This is a genomic window from Cupriavidus pauculus (genome assembly GCF_002858765.1).
Lineage (GTDB): Bacteria > Pseudomonadota > Gammaproteobacteria > Burkholderiales > Burkholderiaceae > Cupriavidus > Cupriavidus pauculus_B.
Map to the genome: position 1 here is coordinate 197,762 of NZ_PJRP01000012.1, position 14,793 is coordinate 212,554.

The 14,793-nt window shown below is 65.9% G+C and carries 12 protein-coding genes and 1 pseudogene; 6 read left to right on the forward strand and 7 right to left on the reverse strand.

Going from position 1 to position 14,793, the window contains the following annotated elements; translation table 11 throughout:
* Positions 1–33 precede the first annotated feature (33 nt).
* On the reverse strand, positions 34–1,092 hold the full coding sequence (gene cyoA / locus CYJ10_RS22985; protein WP_101683751.1) for a ubiquinol oxidase subunit II: 1,059 nt from the start codon (positions 1,090–1,092) through the stop codon (positions 34–36).
* 147 nt (positions 1,093–1,239) lie between these two features.
* Here cyoA and CYJ10_RS22990 point away from each other — a divergent pair, with 147 nt between their 5' ends.
* Entirely contained in the window at positions 1,240–2,562 is a 1,323-nt protein-coding gene (locus CYJ10_RS22990; RefSeq protein ID WP_101683752.1) for an MFS transporter, read from the forward strand.
* Here the strand turns inward: CYJ10_RS22990 and cynR are convergent.
* Positions 2,528–3,433, reverse strand: coding sequence for a transcriptional regulator CynR (cynR, locus tag CYJ10_RS22995; protein ID WP_101683753.1), 906 nt, complete (start codon positions 3,431–3,433; stop codon positions 2,528–2,530). The genes CYJ10_RS22990 and cynR overlap by 35 nt on opposite strands.
* Before the next feature lie 104 nt (positions 3,434–3,537).
* On the opposite strand from cynR, the gene CYJ10_RS23000 reads away from it, so the two are divergent.
* The 3 genes from CYJ10_RS23000 (at position 3,538) to CYJ10_RS23010 (ending at position 5,614) form a co-directional block, all read left to right on the forward strand.
* Positions 3,538–4,185, forward strand: a complete 648-nt coding sequence (locus CYJ10_RS23000) for a carbonic anhydrase (RefSeq protein WP_101683754.1) — start codon at positions 3,538–3,540, stop codon at positions 4,183–4,185.
* Positions 4,182–4,532 carry a VOC family protein gene (locus tag CYJ10_RS23005; protein WP_101683755.1) on the forward strand — a complete coding sequence of 117 codons (351 nt, stop codon included), beginning with the start codon at positions 4,182–4,184 and terminating at the stop codon, positions 4,530–4,532. Before CYJ10_RS23000 ends, CYJ10_RS23005 begins: the two co-directional genes overlap by 4 nt.
* 110 nt (positions 4,533–4,642) lie before the next feature.
* Positions 4,643–5,614 carry a GGDEF domain-containing protein gene (locus CYJ10_RS23010; protein WP_101683756.1) on the forward strand — a complete coding sequence of 324 codons (972 nt, stop codon included), beginning with the start codon at positions 4,643–4,645 and terminating at the stop codon, positions 5,612–5,614.
* A gap of 38 nt (positions 5,615–5,652) precedes the next feature.
* Here the strand turns inward: CYJ10_RS23010 and CYJ10_RS23015 are convergent, their stop codons facing one another.
* Positions 5,653–7,101 carry an HDOD domain-containing protein gene (locus CYJ10_RS23015; RefSeq protein ID WP_101683757.1) on the reverse strand — a complete coding sequence of 483 codons (1,449 nt, stop codon included), beginning with the start codon at positions 7,099–7,101 and terminating at the stop codon, positions 5,653–5,655.
* Positions 7,101–8,870: a putative bifunctional diguanylate cyclase/phosphodiesterase gene (locus CYJ10_RS23020; protein WP_101683758.1), complete on the reverse strand. Its 1,770-nt coding sequence runs from the start codon at positions 8,868–8,870 to the stop codon at positions 7,101–7,103. Before CYJ10_RS23020 ends, CYJ10_RS23015 begins: the two co-directional genes overlap by 1 nt.
* Positions 8,871–9,341: 471 nt before the next feature.
* On the opposite strand from CYJ10_RS23020, the pseudogene ilvA reads away from it, so the two are divergent.
* Positions 9,342–10,439 (forward strand): annotated as a pseudogene (ilvA, locus tag CYJ10_RS23025) (threonine ammonia-lyase, biosynthetic); the annotation flags it as partial.
* A gap of 71 nt (positions 10,440–10,510) precedes the next feature.
* Here ilvA and CYJ10_RS23030 read toward each other — a convergent pair.
* Positions 10,511–11,980 (reverse strand): MFS transporter, encoded by a 1,470-nt coding sequence (locus CYJ10_RS23030; protein ID WP_101683760.1) that lies wholly within the window; start codon positions 11,978–11,980, stop codon positions 10,511–10,513.
* A gap of 240 nt (positions 11,981–12,220) precedes the next feature.
* On the opposite strand from CYJ10_RS23030, the gene CYJ10_RS23035 reads away from it, so the two are divergent.
* A complete protein-coding gene (locus tag CYJ10_RS23035) occupies positions 12,221–12,979 on the forward strand; it encodes an SDR family oxidoreductase (protein ID WP_101683761.1) in 759 nt (252 codons plus the stop codon).
* A 14-nt stretch (positions 12,980–12,993) separates the two neighbouring features.
* Here the strand turns inward: CYJ10_RS23035 and CYJ10_RS23040 are convergent, their stop codons facing one another.
* Together CYJ10_RS23040 and CYJ10_RS23045 are read right to left on the reverse strand one after the other, a co-directional pair.
* The gene (locus CYJ10_RS23040) at positions 12,994–13,482 is read right to left on the reverse strand and encodes an ankyrin repeat domain-containing protein (protein ID WP_101683795.1); all 489 of its coding nucleotides are present in this window, start codon (positions 13,480–13,482) and stop codon (positions 12,994–12,996) included.
* A 99-nt stretch (positions 13,483–13,581) separates the two neighbouring features.
* Positions 13,582–14,793 (reverse strand): catalase (locus CYJ10_RS23045; protein WP_101683796.1); only part of this gene is annotated, 1,212 nt, incomplete at its 5' end.

Below are 14,793 nucleotides of genomic sequence, written 5' to 3' on the forward strand. Positions count from 1 at the left end.
CGAATCCGTGAAGGGGTGGAACCGGGTTGCGCCTCAGCGCAAAACCTGCCTGCCGTCATTGAGCGCGGCATCCGGCGCGAACACCGGCGCCACGTCCGGTGTGTTGCTCGCGGTGCAGATTTCCGCGGACGGATCGAACCTGGCACGGCTGCGATTCCGGTTCTGTGCCATGGTGTCCGCCATGCATGTCCCGCCCTCCACGCAGCGGTTCAGGATCAGCTTGTAGAGGTTGGGCTCGACGCTGGCATAGCGCTGCACCGGGTCGCCCTCGCTGGGCTTGGCCAGCTTCAGGTACGTGTCCTTCGACAGCGGCGTGCCCGATGATTTCGCCTGCTGCACCCAGCGGTCGAAATCCTCGTTCGACATGCCGTGGAATTTGAAACGCATGTGTGAAAAGCCTGCGCCGCTGTAGTTGGCCGACATGCCTTCGTAGACGCCCGACTTGTTGATCACCGCGTGCAGCTGGGTCTGCATGCCCGGCATCGCGTAGACCATGCCGGCCAGCGACGGCACGAAGAACGTGTTCATGACCGAGGTGGCGGTGATCCGGAATGCAATGGGCCGGTCAACCGGCGCGGCCAGTTCGTTGACCGTGGCAATGCCTTGCTCGGGATACAGGAACAGCCATTTCCAGTCCATCGCCACCACTTCCACGGTGAGCGGCTTTACGTCGGCCGGCACCGGGCGGTGTTCGTCGATGCGGGTCAGGGGGCGGTAGGGGTCGAGCTGATGGGTGCTGACCCACGTGACCGCGCCCAGCGCGATGATGATCAGCAGCGGCGCGGCCCAGATGGCCAGTTCCAGCACCGTGGAGTGATCCCATTCGGGGTTGTAGGGCGCATCCTTGGCGCTTTCGCGATAGCGCCAGGCGAACAGCAGGGTCAGGCATATCACCGGCACGATAATCAGCAGCATCAGGCAGGTGGCGATGATGATCAGGTCACGCTGCCGCACGGCCATGTCGCCGGAGGGCGACAGCAGCACGGCGTTGCTACATCCCGCAAGGCCCAGCAACAAGGCGACTGCGGCACTTCGCAAAAGCATTTTTCCCGTCACACGAAACGTCGGCACTGCAGCTTCGGAGCGTGGCATGGTGTTGGAAGTGGCGTTTGACTAACGTCGACGGCTGGCAGACGTCGCAATCTTTCGATTTCCAATGGCAGTTTAGGCGCTATTCTTGTTACTGCGGGACTTTAAGTGCAGTACGACATTCCTTCCGCACTCGATGGAGACTCCACGATGGCCAGTCTGTCCCACCAGCATCGCGCGTCGCCGACTGCACCTCCGGCGCCCGGCCACCATGAGGTGGCGCCTGCCGAAATCGCCACTGGCGTGGTGATTGGCCGGGCTTCCGAGTACTTCGATTTCTTCACCTACGGCATCGCCTCGGTCCTGGTCTTTCCCACGGTCTACTTTCCGTTTGCCAGCGAGCTGTCCGGGCTGCTCTACAGCTTCGCGATCTTCTCGTTCGCCTTTATCGGACGCCCGTTTGGAACGGGGCTGTTCATGCGCGTGCAGCGGCGCTGGGGGCGAGGTATCAAGCTGACGGCGTCGCTGTTCCTGCTGGGCACCGCCACCGTGGGCATTGCGTTCCTGCCTTCGTACGCGTCGCTGGGCAGCACGGCTATCTATCTGCTGGCGCTGTTCCGGTTCCTGCAGGGCATTGCGTTCGGCGGATCATGGGATGGGCTGCCCTCGCTGCTGGCGCTCAACGCGCCCGAGCAGAAGCGGGGCTGGTATGCGATGGTGGGGCAGCTTGGCGCGCCGACCGGTTTCCTGGTGGCGGGTGCGCTGTTCCTGTTCCTGTACGTCAGCCTGACCCCGGCGGAATTCATCGACTGGGGCTGGCGCTATCCGTTCTACGTGGCGTTCGCCATCAACGTGGTGGCGCTGTTCGCGCGGCTGCGGCTAGTGGTCACGCACGAGTACACGCGGCTGCTGGAGGAAGACGAACTGGAGCCGATCAGCACGCTGCAAATGGTGAACGCGCAGGGCTTCAACATCTTCCTGGGCGCGTTTGCATCGCTGGCCAGCTATGCGCTGTTCCACCTGGTCACGGTGTTTCCGCTGTCCTGGGTCAGCCTGCACAAGACGCAGCCGATCAGCGACGTGCTGGCGATCCAGATCGTCGGCGCGGCCATCGCCTTCATTGGCACGCTGATCTCGGGCTGGCTGGCGGACCGCATTGGCCGGCGCACCACGCTGGCGACCATGGCGGTGCTGATCGGCATCTTCAGCCTGGCGGCGCCGTGGCTGCTGGATGGCGGCGCGTCGGGCCAGGACACCTTCATCCTGGTCGGATTTGGCCTGCTGGGCCTGTCGTATGGGCAGGCGGCCGGCGTGGTCACGTCCAACTTCGACACCAAGTTCCGCTATACGGGCGCCGCCCTGACCACGGACTTCGGCTGGCTGTTCGGAGCCGCGTTTGCGCCATTGGTGGCGTTGGGGCTGTCGTCGCTGTTCGGGCTGGTGGCCGTCACGCTGTATCTATTGTCGGGCGTGGTGGGTACGCTGATCGCCCTGCGGATCAATCGTGCGCTGGGGACGCCCGACGACGCTTGAATTCGCTGAGTGCAAAGTCGACGAAGGCGCGTGCCGCAGCAGTGCGGTACGCGCCTTTTCTCTGCAGCAGGGCGGCGTGCCGCGGCGGCAGTGGCCGTTCCAGCTTCAGGATGCGCAGGTCTGCCTGGCCAGCGGCGATGGCGGCCGGCAGCACCGTGGCGTGGCGCCCGCTGCGTACCGCATCCAGCACCGCACTCACCGAATTGGCCTCGAACGCGATGCGTGGCTCGATACCCAGGCCGCCAAAGTAGCGCGCGATATAGCCGCGCGTGGCAAATTCCCGCGTCAGCATGGCCATCGATTCCCCGGCCAGCGCCTCCGCGCCCAGTGCGGCGCGGCGCCGCGCCAGCGGGTGCGACGCGCCCACCATGTAGGCCAGGGGCTCGTCGATCAGCGGCGTGGCTTCCAGATCCGGCAGGTGGATATCGTCGAAGGCGATGCCGATGTCGATGTCGTCGTCGGTCAGCAGCGGCTCCACGCGCTCCTGCGGCATTTCGCGCAGGCTGAGTGTGATGTTCGGATACCTCGCATTGAACGCCACGATCAGCGGCACCACTAGGTAGGGCGTGAACGTTGGGGTCATGGCCAGCCGCAGGTTGCCGCGCGTGAGTTCGCCCACGTCATGGATGGCCCGCTGGCCGGCTTCCAGGTCTTGCAGCGCGCGCCGCGCGTGCACGTAGTAGGCCTGTCCCGCGTCGGTCAGCCTTACCGAACGGCCGCTGCGGTCGAAGAGCGGGGCGCCCAGCGTGTCTTCAAGCTGGCGGATCTGTTGCGACAGCGTGGGTTGCGAGACGTGCAGCGTCTCGGCGGCGCGCGTGAAGTTGCCGGCCTCGGCAACGGCCAGGAAGTAGCGAACGTGGCGAAGCAGCATGGAGAGGCTCAACTATTGGTGTTGCCAATGGTTGGCATAATAATCCCGTCTTTGACCAATGGCGTGCCATTCGACATGCTGGCGGTTCAAATGGGGGATTTATCGTGAAAGACCTGATTCAAGGCATTCTCAAATTCCAGCGCGAGGAATTTCCGAAGCTGTCTGCGCTGTTCCAGGAACTGGCCACGCAGCAGAGTCCCAGCACGCTGTTCATTGCCTGTTCCGACAGCCGCGTGGAGCCGGCGCTGCTGACCCAGAGCGAGCCGGGCAAGCTGTTCGTGATCCGCAATGCCGGCAATATCGTGCCCGCCTATGCGGTGCAGCCGGGCGGCGTGTCCGCCAGTGTCGAGTACGCGGTGGCGGGCCTCAAGGTGCGCGATATCGTGATCTGTGGTCACTCGAATTGCGGCGCGATGACGGCGGTGGCCATGTGCCAGTGCCTGGACCACATGCCATCCGTGGCCGAATGGCTCGAACATGCCAGCAGCGCCCGCAAGATCAGCCTGGCGCGGCCCCATGCGTCAGACCGCGAGCGTGTGGACGACATGGTGCGCCAGAACGTGATCGAGCAGCTGGCGCACCTGCGCACCCACCCGTGCGTGGCGCAGGCGCTGGCCGAGCGGCGTATTGCGCTGCATGGCTGGTACTACGACATCGGCACCGGTGCCATCGATGCGCTGGACGGCAAGTCGGGCCGGTTCGTGCCGCTGGCCGAGCATCCTGACGTCAACGCCACGGAGATGGCCGCATGAAGGTCAAGCGCATCGTTGCCAATGTCGCGGCCGCCGACCCGGCCGCCGCCAGCCGTTTCTACCAGGACATCTTCGGACTGGACCTGCTGATGGACCACGGCTGGATTGCCACCTACGGGTCCGGCGCCACGCAGACGGTGCAGGTCAGCTTCCTGTCCGAAGGCGGATCGGGCACGCCGGTGCCGGATCTGTCGATCGAGGTGGACGACCTCGACGCGGCGTTGGCCCGCGTGCAGGCCGCCGGCGTGCCGATTGCCTACGGTCCGGCCGACGAGCCCTGGGGCGTGCGGCGCTTCTTCGTGCGCGACCCATTTGGCAGGCTGGTCAACGTGCTGGTCCATGCCTGACGACTCCCGCGCGCGGCCTCGAAAAGTGAAACAAACCGTACACGGTGCACCTATGCGAGGATTTGCCGTTAATGTTGTCATCAACGAAGACAGAAACGGCCGACAAGCTTATGCAGTTGCCCCCGATTCCCGCCAATGAAGCCGTCCGCCTGGCCACGCTGCGGTCGCTCAACGTTCTGGACACCCCGCCAGAGGAACGCTTCGACCGCCTGACCCGGCTGGCCAAACGCCTGTTTAGCGTGCCGATCGCCGTGGTCAGCCTGGTCGATGCCAATCGCCAGTGGTTCAAGTCCTGCGACGGGCTCGATGGCTCGGAAGCGTCGCGCGACACATCGTTCTGCGGCCATGCCATCTGTGGCGACGACATCCTGCTGATTCCCGATGCCACGCAGGACCTGCGCTTCCACGACAACCCGCTGGTCACCGGCGAGCCCCATATCCGCTTCTATGCCGGCCGGCCATTGTCGGCGCCCAATGGCGCCAAGCTCGGCACGCTTTGCCTGATCGACCGCAAGCCGCGCGGCTTCGACGCCGAAGACCGCGCGTTGCTGCACGATCTGGCGCAGATGGCCGAGCAGGAGCTGGCGGCCGTGCACATGGCCACTATGGACGAATTGACGCTGCTGTCGAACCGGCGCGGCTTTACCGTGCTGGGCCAGCACGCAATCGAGCTGTGCCGGCGCCTGGACCGGCCCGCCACGCTGGTGTTCTTCGACATGGATGGCTTCAAGCCGATCAACGACCGCTTCGGCCACGCCGAAGGCGACCGGGCGCTAACCGCGTTTGGCGCGGAGCTGCGTGCCGTCTTTCGTGAATCCGATGTGGTGGGGCGTATTGGCGGCGACGAGTTTGCCGTGCTGCTGACCAATACCGATGCGGCCGGTTGCCATGACGCGCTGGCGCGGCTCCAGCTGCAGCTGGATGCCTGGAATGCGCGCAATCCGCTGGGGTATGCGTTGCAGTTCAGTGCGGGGGCGATTGCCTTCGACCACCTGCGCCACGGCAACGTGCATGACCTGCTGGCCGAAGCGGACGCCGCCATGTACGCCAACAAGGCCGCGCGCAAGGCCCTGCGTCACTGAAGGCGCGCCGGGTTGGCCCGCAGGATTAGCGCCCCGGGCTAGCGCGGGCGCGGCGGCGTGCGGTCGGGCGCGGCGCGCATGACGCCGGCGGCGATCTCGCTGGTCAGCGCGTCGATGGCTTCGAGTTCGGCCTCGCCGATGACCACGGGCATGCGGGCGCCGCCCCAGTCGCCATAGATCATGGCGATGCAGCGATTGCGGATCTTGACCGGTGCCAGCAGCACCGTGCGCGCGTCGGGCAGGGCGTCGCGATACCAGCGCGGCATGCGATGCGCCATCTCCGCATCGAACGTATCCTCGATCAGCAGCGGCTTGGTCGACAGCCCGGCGAAGTGGAACACGTCGGGCACGAAGCCTTCCTCGAACGACAGCGCGGGCAGCGCCTCGCGCATGCCATCGCCAAAGCCCAGGCGGGCGTGGAAGCGCCGCGTGGTGGGGTTCAGCATCATCAGGAAGCAGCGCGAGAAATCGAGCGCCCGCATGCTGGTTTCCAGCACCATCGGCGCCAGTTGCGAAACGGTCAGGCCAGCGCCTTCGCGTCGCACTTCGGCCAGGCCCGCCTGCAGCCGCTCGAGCACGTTTACCGACTGCGGGCCGTGCGGGGCGCTGCCATCCGCAGGGGTGGCCGCTTCCGATGCGGTGATTGACGTGTTGAGTACCTCGGCCTGGCGCACGGCCACGCTGACATCGCCGGGATTGAGCCCCAGCATCTTGGCGTGGGTGTTGAGCAGGCTCTCCACCGACGCCTCGTTGCCTTCGCGCACCATCATGACGGCGGCCTCCGCCGACACATGGGCGATGGCCGACAGCCAGTCAGAATGCGTTTCGAGTACCGTGTCGTTGGACAGCGTGCGCGGCTTCATCGCATGTGCGATCAGGCCCGGCAGGCGCCATTTGCGCGCGGCGGCTTCGGCAATGTCTTCCAGCGACACGCCAAGCACCTCCAGCGCGGCCTCGTTCTCGGTCATCGGATGCGCGGCGCACATGGCTTCCACGCGCTCCCATTCGTCGGGGAAGTAGAACACCATCAGCAGGCGGCTCATGTGGTGCATCAGCGTGCAGACCACCGCTTCCTCGCCCTCGTTGATGCCACGCGCCTGGGTCAGCGCACGCGTGATCTCGCCGGCTACCAGCGCACGTTGCAGTGCCTTCAGCGCCTGCGGGCGCTTGGGTGCCACGCCGTGGAAGTAGTCGAGCAGCTGGATGCCCAGCGTCAGGTGGCTGATGGCCTCCACGCCCAGTACCAGGATGGCGCGCGACACCGTGGTGACCTCGCCGCCGAAAGACCGGTACATCGCCGAATTGGCCAGCCGGATCACCTTCTGCGACAGGCTGAAGTCGGACAGCACGCTCGTGGCCATCTCGCCGACGGTCAGGTCGGCGTTGAGCGTCTTGAAGATGTTGTCGACGCAGTACTGCAGCGTGGGGAAGTCGCCCTGGTGCGCCATCCGTGCCCACAGGGTCTCGAAGAACTCCGTCTTGGACATCAGGGCGCCACCCGCTGCGCGAACACTTCGCCGTGGCCCATCAGGAGCTTGCCGTCCAGCACCGCGTTTTCAAAGTCGGACGGGCTCAGGGCGCGCGCGTAGCGCCACCCCTGCACCAGGTCGCAGCCCTGCGCGGCCAGCAATGCGCCCTGGGCGTCGGTCTCGACGCCCTCGGCGATGGCCACCAGGCCCAGCTCGCGCGCCAGCGATAGCACGGCGGACACGATGGTGCGCGCGTGCGGGGAATCGATCATGTCGGCCACGAAGCTGCGGTCCACCTTGAGCGCGGACAGCGGGAAGCGCCGCAGGTACGACAGGCTCGAATAGCCGGTGCCGAAGTCGTCCACGGCAAAGCGGATACCCAACGCGCGCAGCGACAGCAGCAGGCGCTCGGCGGCCTGCGGGTCGGTCATCAGCGCGCTTTCGGTGATTTCCAGCACCAGGCGGTCGGCGCCGATGCCGGCGTCCTGAATCGCGCCGCGCACGCTGTCATAGAAGTTCGGATGCAGGAACTGCACGGCCGAAACGTTGACCGACATGTGGCCCACGCGGATGCCCTGTGCATCCCAGGCTGCCAGCTGCGCGCAGGCGCAGCGCAGCGCCCACGCGCCCAGATGCTTGATCAGGCCGTTCTTCTCGGCCACGGGGATGAAGACGTCGGGGCGGATGTACTCGCCGGCGTGCTCCCAGCGCATCAGCGCTTCCACCGCGCAGATCTCGCCGGAATCTGGCCATACGATCGGCTGGTAGTGCAGCAGGAATTCGCCGCTCTGCACCGCCTCGAACATGCTTTGCTCGATCCGGAACTGCTCGTCGAGCCGGCGGTCGAGTTCGTGCGAATAGACGCAATAGCGGTTCTTGCCCAGCGCCTTGGCCTCGTACATGGCCAGGTCGGCGCGGCGCAGCCATTGCGATTCGTTTTGCGGGGCTTCGGTCGAAAAGGCCATGCCGATACTGGTGGTGATGCGCACATGGCAGCCGCCCAGCAGGAACGGCTGGCGGCATACGTGAATCACGCGCTCCAGGATGCGCACGGCCTCGGCTTCGGACTCCAGGCCGTCCATCATCAGCACGAATTCGTCGCCGCCCAGGCGGGCCACGCTATGGTGCGTGCGCACGGTGTCCTGCAGCCGCGCGCCCACTTCCTTGAGCAGCGCGTCGCCGAACTCGTGCCCCAGCGAATCGTTGATGTTCTTGAAGCCGTCCAGGTCCATCAGCGCCAGCGCGAACGACTGGCCGGACGCCGGGCCGGACGTGTATTCCTCGATCCGCTTGCGGATAAAGGCGCGGTTGCCCACGCCTGTCAACGGATCCAGGAAGGCACGCTCGGTCAACTGGCGCTCGGATTCCACCCATTCGGTGATGTCGTGGCCGAACAGCAGCAGGCTGGCCGCGCCGCCGGCGGCACGGTGATGGCTGACGCGCAGGTCGATCCAGCCCGGGCCGCCGCCGCCAACCACCCGCACGCGCTCGCGCCGGGCGGCGTGATCCTGCCCGCAGCCCTGCAGCATGCGCGCCACGCGCTCGCGCGATTCCAGCGCGATCAGGTCAAGTACGGAGGTGTGCAGCAGGTAGTCCAGCGGATAGACCAGCAGGTCGGCCGTGGTTTCGGTGGCTTCGAGAATGCGGCCTTGGATGTCGACCCGCATGGCCAGCGCGCCGGAAGCCTCCAGCAACGCCCAGGCCTCGTCCCCGGCAGGGGTGGCACCAGCCAGCCGGCGATCGGCGGGCTCGGGTGCCAGGGCGACATCGTATGCAAGCGCGGTCATGTATCTGTTATGCCCGAAGTCCCGTGGACGCAGGACAGATATCGGATGGTTTCTTATTAAACTGAAGCGCCGGTTGCCCGTGGGACAAAACCAGTCCGGGGCGGATATCCAACCCGGAACATGACCTCTGGCTTCAACGGGGCCGGACGTGACGACAACGGCGATTCTAATACGAGCTTGCGTCCGCCTGAACACCGCATGGGGAAACGGATTGCGGGAATCGGCGCGGCTGCAACAGGCGGCCGCGAACGCCGTGCAGCCGAACATCGCCGGGATTGACACAATATGCATAAATCCGTGACACTCGCTGCCATGACCTGTTTCGGCCTGAACATCATCGCGATTATTCGCACCATTCCTCGAATGGTGGGTTAGCGCGCGTCCGGAACAGACAAACAACCCGCCCACCGAGGCGGGTTTTTTTGTGGCCGCCTCCTGGGGACCCCCCCCGACTTCAGACAGGAGCGTTCCATGCCGCAAACCACGGTTTCCGCCGTCCCCGCCACTAGCCGGTACACCGCTGCCGGCGCAGCTTCCCCCGCTTCTTCCTTGTTTCTGCGTGCAGATGGCGATGCAATCGATGCAGATGACTACCTGCGGCGGATTCTGACGGCCCGCGTCTACGACGTGGCGCGCGAAACGCCGCTCGACCTGGCGCCTGGCTTGTCGGCGCGCCTGGGTCACCAGGTCTGGCTCAAGCGCGAGGATCACCAGCCCGTGTTCTCGTTCAAGGTGCGCGGCGCCTACAACAAGATGGCCAACCTGCCGGCCGATGCGCTGGCGCGCGGCGTGATCACGGCGTCGGCCGGCAACCATGCCCAGGGTGTGGCGCTGTCGGCGGCCCGTCTTGGTGTGCGGGCCGTGATCGTGGTGCCGCAGACGGCGCCCGAGGTCAAGGTGGATGCCGTGCGGGCCCACGGCGGCGAGATGGTGGAGGTGGTGCTGGCCGGCGAGTCGTATTCCGAAGCCTACGACCATGCGATGGCCCTGCAGCGCGAGCAGGCGCTGACTTTCATCCCGGCCTTCGACGATCCCGAGGTGATCGCCGGGCAGGGTACGGTGGGCATGGAGATCCTGCGCCAGCATCGCGGCGCACTCGATGCCGTGTTAGTGCCGATCGGCGGGGGCAGCCTGGCGGCCGGCGTGGCGTCCTATGTCAAGGCGGTGCGGCCAGAGGTACAGGTCATCGGCGTGCAGACCGAGGATTCGTGCGCGATGGCACAGTCGCTGGCCGCCGGCGAGCGCGTGACGCTGGATTCGGTGGGGCTGTTTTCCGATGGCACGGCCGTCAAGCGCGTGGGCGAGGAGACGTTCCGGCTATGCCGGCATCTGCTCGATGGCGTGTTGACGGTGGATACCGATGCACTGTGCGCGGCCATCAAGGACATCTTCCAGGACACCCGGAGCCTGGTGGAACCGGCCGGGGCACTGGCGGTGGCGGGGCTGAAGCAGTATGCGGGCCGCCTGCCGCAAGGGCCGCGGCAGGCACTGGTGGCGATCACGTCCGGGGCGAACGTGAATTTCGACCGCCTGCGCATCGTCGCAGAGCGGGCCGAGGCCGTGGAGGCCGCTGCCCGCTAGAAGATACGCCAAGGCATCTCAGCCGGCTGCCGGGGTCGCCCCGGGGCCGGCCGGGGGTATCAGGGCTGGAAGTCCTCGGCGTCCACGTCGTAATTGGCCGGTTCCCAGCGGATCGCCAGCAGCGCCAGCAGGCCCGCCAGCGGCGCCAGGGCGATGACCCAGAACACCTTGGTAGACAGGGCGGCGGCCAGCACCGGGAACAGGAACAGCGATGCGGTGGAACTGGCGCGCATCAGTGTCTGGTTGAAGCCCACGCCCACGCCGCGCAGCGACGTCGGGTAGCTCAGCGACGCATAGGTCATGGTATGCGCGCCCGGGCCAAAGCCCTGGCCCAGCAGGAACAGCGCCAGGAACGAAATGGCGATGGCCACTTCCGCGCCGCCGGCGGGTTTGCCCACCAAGGCCAGGCCAACCAAAGCGGCCAGCTGGAACGCGTAGCCGGTGACGGTCAGCTTCCACGCGCCGGTCTTGGGCACCAGATGCACGCCGATCAGACCGCCGACGAAGGCGAACAGCAGATTCAGCGCCAGCGACACCAGAATGGTGGTCAGCATGGTCTGAGCCAGGAAGCTGGCAATGATCACGGGCAGGCCGAAGGCCACCGCGTTATAGGCGAACGACGAGGCGATCGACATGACCGTGGCCAGCACGGTGCGGCGTGCGTAGACGCCCTTGAGCAGCAGGCCGTAGTTGCGCCACGACGCCGGGCGCTTGGGCGGTTCCACCACGGCATCGGGCGCCACTTCGGCATCAATGCCGTACGATTTCCGCAGGATCTTGGCGGCAGCCTGGAGGTCGCCCTGATTGGCGGCCCACACCGGCGATTCGCTCATGTAGCGGCTGCGCACGGCAATGATGATCAGCGCCGGCACGGCGCCGAAGCCCAGGATGATGCGCCACAGCAGGCCGCTGTGCGATTCCGGCAGGATCGAGTAGCAGCCCAGCACCAGCAGGTACGAGACACAGATCGCCGCGTACCAGGTGGGGCACCACATCGCCACCCGTGCAGCCTTGTTGCCGTGTCCCTTGAGCTTGGAAAACTCGGCCAGGAAGGCCATGGCCACGGGCAGGTCGATGCCGACGCCCAGGCCCATCACGAAGCGGGCGCCGGCCAGCACGTACTCGTTCGGTGCCAGGGCGCAGGCGATGGCGGCGACCACGAAGCAGAGCATGTCGGCCATGAACACGCGGTAGCGGCCGATGCGGTCGGTGAGATAGCCGCCCAGGAACGCACCGACAATCGCACCAAATGTGATGGCCGAGGCCACCATGCCGGTGCCGGCCGGCGTCAGGCCGAATTCCTTGGTGACGTCCTTCAGGCCGAAGGCGAGGGCACCCAAATCATAGGCGTCCAGGAAAATGCCGCCCAGCGCGATGGCTACCACGATGCGGGCGTTGCTGACGGCGGCGCCGCCATCGTTGACGAGCCGCGCCACATCGGCGGCGGAACGGATAACGGCCTTGGACGGCGCGGCCGTCTGGGCGGAAGCCTGCGCACCGGCGGGCGACAGGGCGAGATCGACTGACATTTGTAGTTGTATGAGGGCGCTGGAAAAGGGAAGGCGAGCGCCTCCCAGCACCCGCCCAGTCAGCGACGAATCGTACGACAACCGCGCGGTCAGCCCAAATGCATTGTTGTTATATCTTTAGAACTTCACCTGCCGCCCCCTGACAATCTGTGGATGAATGCACCGGTGCCCGGCCGGGTGTTGTACGATGACCACCATGTCAGCACTTGCTTAACCTATTCAGGAACGGAGACACCGAGCATGACAAAGCAGGCAAAGGTCGCATTGGTCACGGGCGCCGCGCGCGGCATCGGCAAGGCGGTGGCCCAGGCCATGCTGGCCGACGGCTATCAGGTAGTGCTGGCGGGCCGTACCGCCGAAACGCTGGAAGCACTGGCCGAAGAGGCCAAGGCGGCGGGGCAGGCGGCGCTGGCCGTGCAGTGCGATGTCAGCAACCCGGCGTCGGTCGATGCGTTGTACGAAACCGTGCGCAGCCGCTTCGGCCGCCTGGACGTGCTATTCAACAACGCCGGTGTCAACGCGCCGGCCATCAGCATCGACGAACTATCGTTCGAGCAATGGAAGGCCGTGCTGGATACCAACCTGACCGGCGCATTCCTGTGCGCGCGCGGCGCATTCGCGCTGATGAAGGCGCAGGATCCGCGCGGTGGCCGGATCATCAACAACGGGTCGATCTCGGCCCATGCGCCGCGCCCGAACACGGTGCCCTATACCGCGACCAAGCACGCCATCACGGGTTTGACCAAGAGCCTGTCGCTCGATGGCCGTGCCTATGACATCGCCTGCGGCCAGATCGACATTGGCAACGCGGGCACCGACATGGCCAACCGCATGGCACGTGGCGTGCCGCAGGCCAATGGCGAGATTCGCCCGGAACCGCTGATGGACGTGGCCCACATTGCCAGTTCGGTGTTGCACATGGCCAACCTGCCGCTCGACGCCAACGTCCAGTTCATGACCGTGATGGCAACCAAGATGCCGTTCGTCGGGCGCGGTTGACCGCAGAGGAGTAGTTAGTGTGCTGGCCCGGTGCGGCCGGCCATGAATGCGGCGGCGTCGGCCGCCGTCATGCCGCGCTCGTCGCGGGCTTCCGGATCGGCACCGTGTTGCTTCAGCAGTTCGACGATCTCGGTGCGCTGGAACATCGCCGCAACCATCAACGCCGTGCGGCCGTCGGGCGAAGCGCCTTCGACGTCCGCGCCGTGTTCCAGCAAGATGTCGATGATCTCCCGGTAGCCCTTGTAGGCGGCCCCTGCAATCGGCGTCTGTCCCATCGCGTTGCGCGTGTCGGGTGACGCGCCGGCTGTCAGCAGCATGCGCAGCGCATCGGCATGGCCGTGATAGGCGGCCAGCATCACCAGGCTGTCGCCCTTTTCGTTGCGCAGGTTCGGCGGCATGCCGCGTTCGATCAGCGCCGCCAGCGCGGCCGCGTCGCCATTGCGCGCCAGGTCGAACACCTGGCCCAGCGCGGCGATCATGCGGGCTTCTTCATCGGCGGTCATGGTGGGGGCTTGGGTCTGATCCATCTCTGCTCTCGTCTTGCTGTCGTGGAGAGGGCGGGACGTGCCCGCCCTCTGCTTGCTTCGCTTCGCTTACAGCGCTTACTTGGCTTCGACCTTCTCGATCGCCGCCGCGACACCGGCGCCGTAGGCCGGGTCTGCCTGCGTGCAGTGGTCGATGTGGCGCTGCTGCACGGGCTTGGACACGCCCTTGATGGCGCGGGCGGTATTGTCGAACAGCGTCTGCTGCTGGGCCGGCGACATCAGGCGGAACAGGTCGCCCGCCTGCGAGAAGTAGTCGTCGTCCACGCGGTGGTTCCAGTGGTCGGCGGCGTCATCGACCGACAGCGGCGGCTCACGGAAATCGGGCTGCTCGGCCCACTCGCCACGGGTGTTCGGCTCGTAGGCAATGGTGCCGGCCCCGTTGCCGTCCGTGCGGCCGCGGCCGTCGCGGTGATAGCTGTTGACGTATCGGGCGGCCTTCGGCGAGTTCACCGGGATCAGGTGGTGGTTCACGCCCAGGCGATAGCGCTCGGCATCGCCATACGAGAACAGGCGGCCATGCAGCATCTTGTCTGGCGAAAATCCAATGCCCGGCACAATCGTCGACGGCGCGAACGCGGCCTGTTCCACCTCGGCGAAATGGTTCTCCGGATTGCGGTTCAGTTCCATCACGCCCACTTCGATCAGCGGGTAGTCCTTCTTCGACCAGATCTTGGTCAGGTCGAATGGGTTGTGGCGATACTTGGCGGCGTCGGCCTCGGGCATGATCTGCACGAACAGCTTCCAGCGCGGGAATTCGTTGCGCTCGATGGCTTCGTACAGGTCGCGCTGATGGTATTCGCGGTCGCGGCCGGTCACCTCGGCGGCTTCGGCATCGGTCAGGTTCTGCACGCCCTGCTGGGTCACGAAGTGGAACTTCACCCAATGGCGCTGCATGTCCTTGCTGATGAAGCTGTACGTATGGCTGCCGAAGCCGTGCATATGGCGCCAGCTACGCGGGATGCCCCGCTCGCTCATGGTGATGGTGACCTGGTGGAACGACTCGGGCAGGCTGGTCCAGAAATCCCAGTTGTTCTCGGCGCTGCGCATGCCCGTGCGCGGGTCGCGCTTGACAGCATGGTTCAGGTCGGGGAACTTGAGCGGATCGCGCAGGAAGAAGACCGGCGTGTTGTTGCCCACCAGATCCCAGTTGCCTTCCTCGGTATAGAACTTGATGGCGAAGCCGCGAATGTCGCGCTCGGCATCGGCGGCGCCGCGTTCGCCGGCCACCGACGAGAAACGCAGGAAGAGATCGGTCTTCTTGCCGATCTC

Coding starts and splice junctions, on each gene's coding strand:
- cyoA (WP_101683751.1), bottom strand. CDS start 1,092: ATGCCACGCTCCGAAGCTGCAGTGCCGACGTTTCGTGTGACGGGAAAA.
- CYJ10_RS22990 (WP_101683752.1), top strand. CDS start 1,240: ATGGCCAGTCTGTCCCACCAGCATCGCGCGTCGCCGACTGCACCTCCG.
- cynR (WP_101683753.1), bottom strand. CDS start 3,433: ATGCTGCTTCGCCACGTTCGCTACTTCCTGGCCGTTGCCGAGGCCGGC.
- CYJ10_RS23005 (WP_101683755.1), top strand. CDS start 4,182: ATGAAGGTCAAGCGCATCGTTGCCAATGTCGCGGCCGCCGACCCGGCC.
- CYJ10_RS23010 (WP_101683756.1), top strand. CDS start 4,643: ATGCAGTTGCCCCCGATTCCCGCCAATGAAGCCGTCCGCCTGGCCACG.
- CYJ10_RS23015 (WP_101683757.1), bottom strand. CDS start 7,101: ATGTCCAAGACGGAGTTCTTCGAGACCCTGTGGGCACGGATGGCGCAC.
- CYJ10_RS23020 (WP_101683758.1), bottom strand. CDS start 8,870: ATGACCGCGCTTGCATACGATGTCGCCCTGGCACCCGAGCCCGCCGAT.
- CYJ10_RS23030 (WP_101683760.1), bottom strand. CDS start 11,980: ATGTCAGTCGATCTCGCCCTGTCGCCCGCCGGTGCGCAGGCTTCCGCC.
- CYJ10_RS23035 (WP_101683761.1), top strand. CDS start 12,221: ATGACAAAGCAGGCAAAGGTCGCATTGGTCACGGGCGCCGCGCGCGGC.
- CYJ10_RS23040 (WP_101683795.1), bottom strand. CDS start 13,482: ATGACCGCCGATGAAGAAGCCCGCATGATCGCCGCGCTGGGCCAGGTG.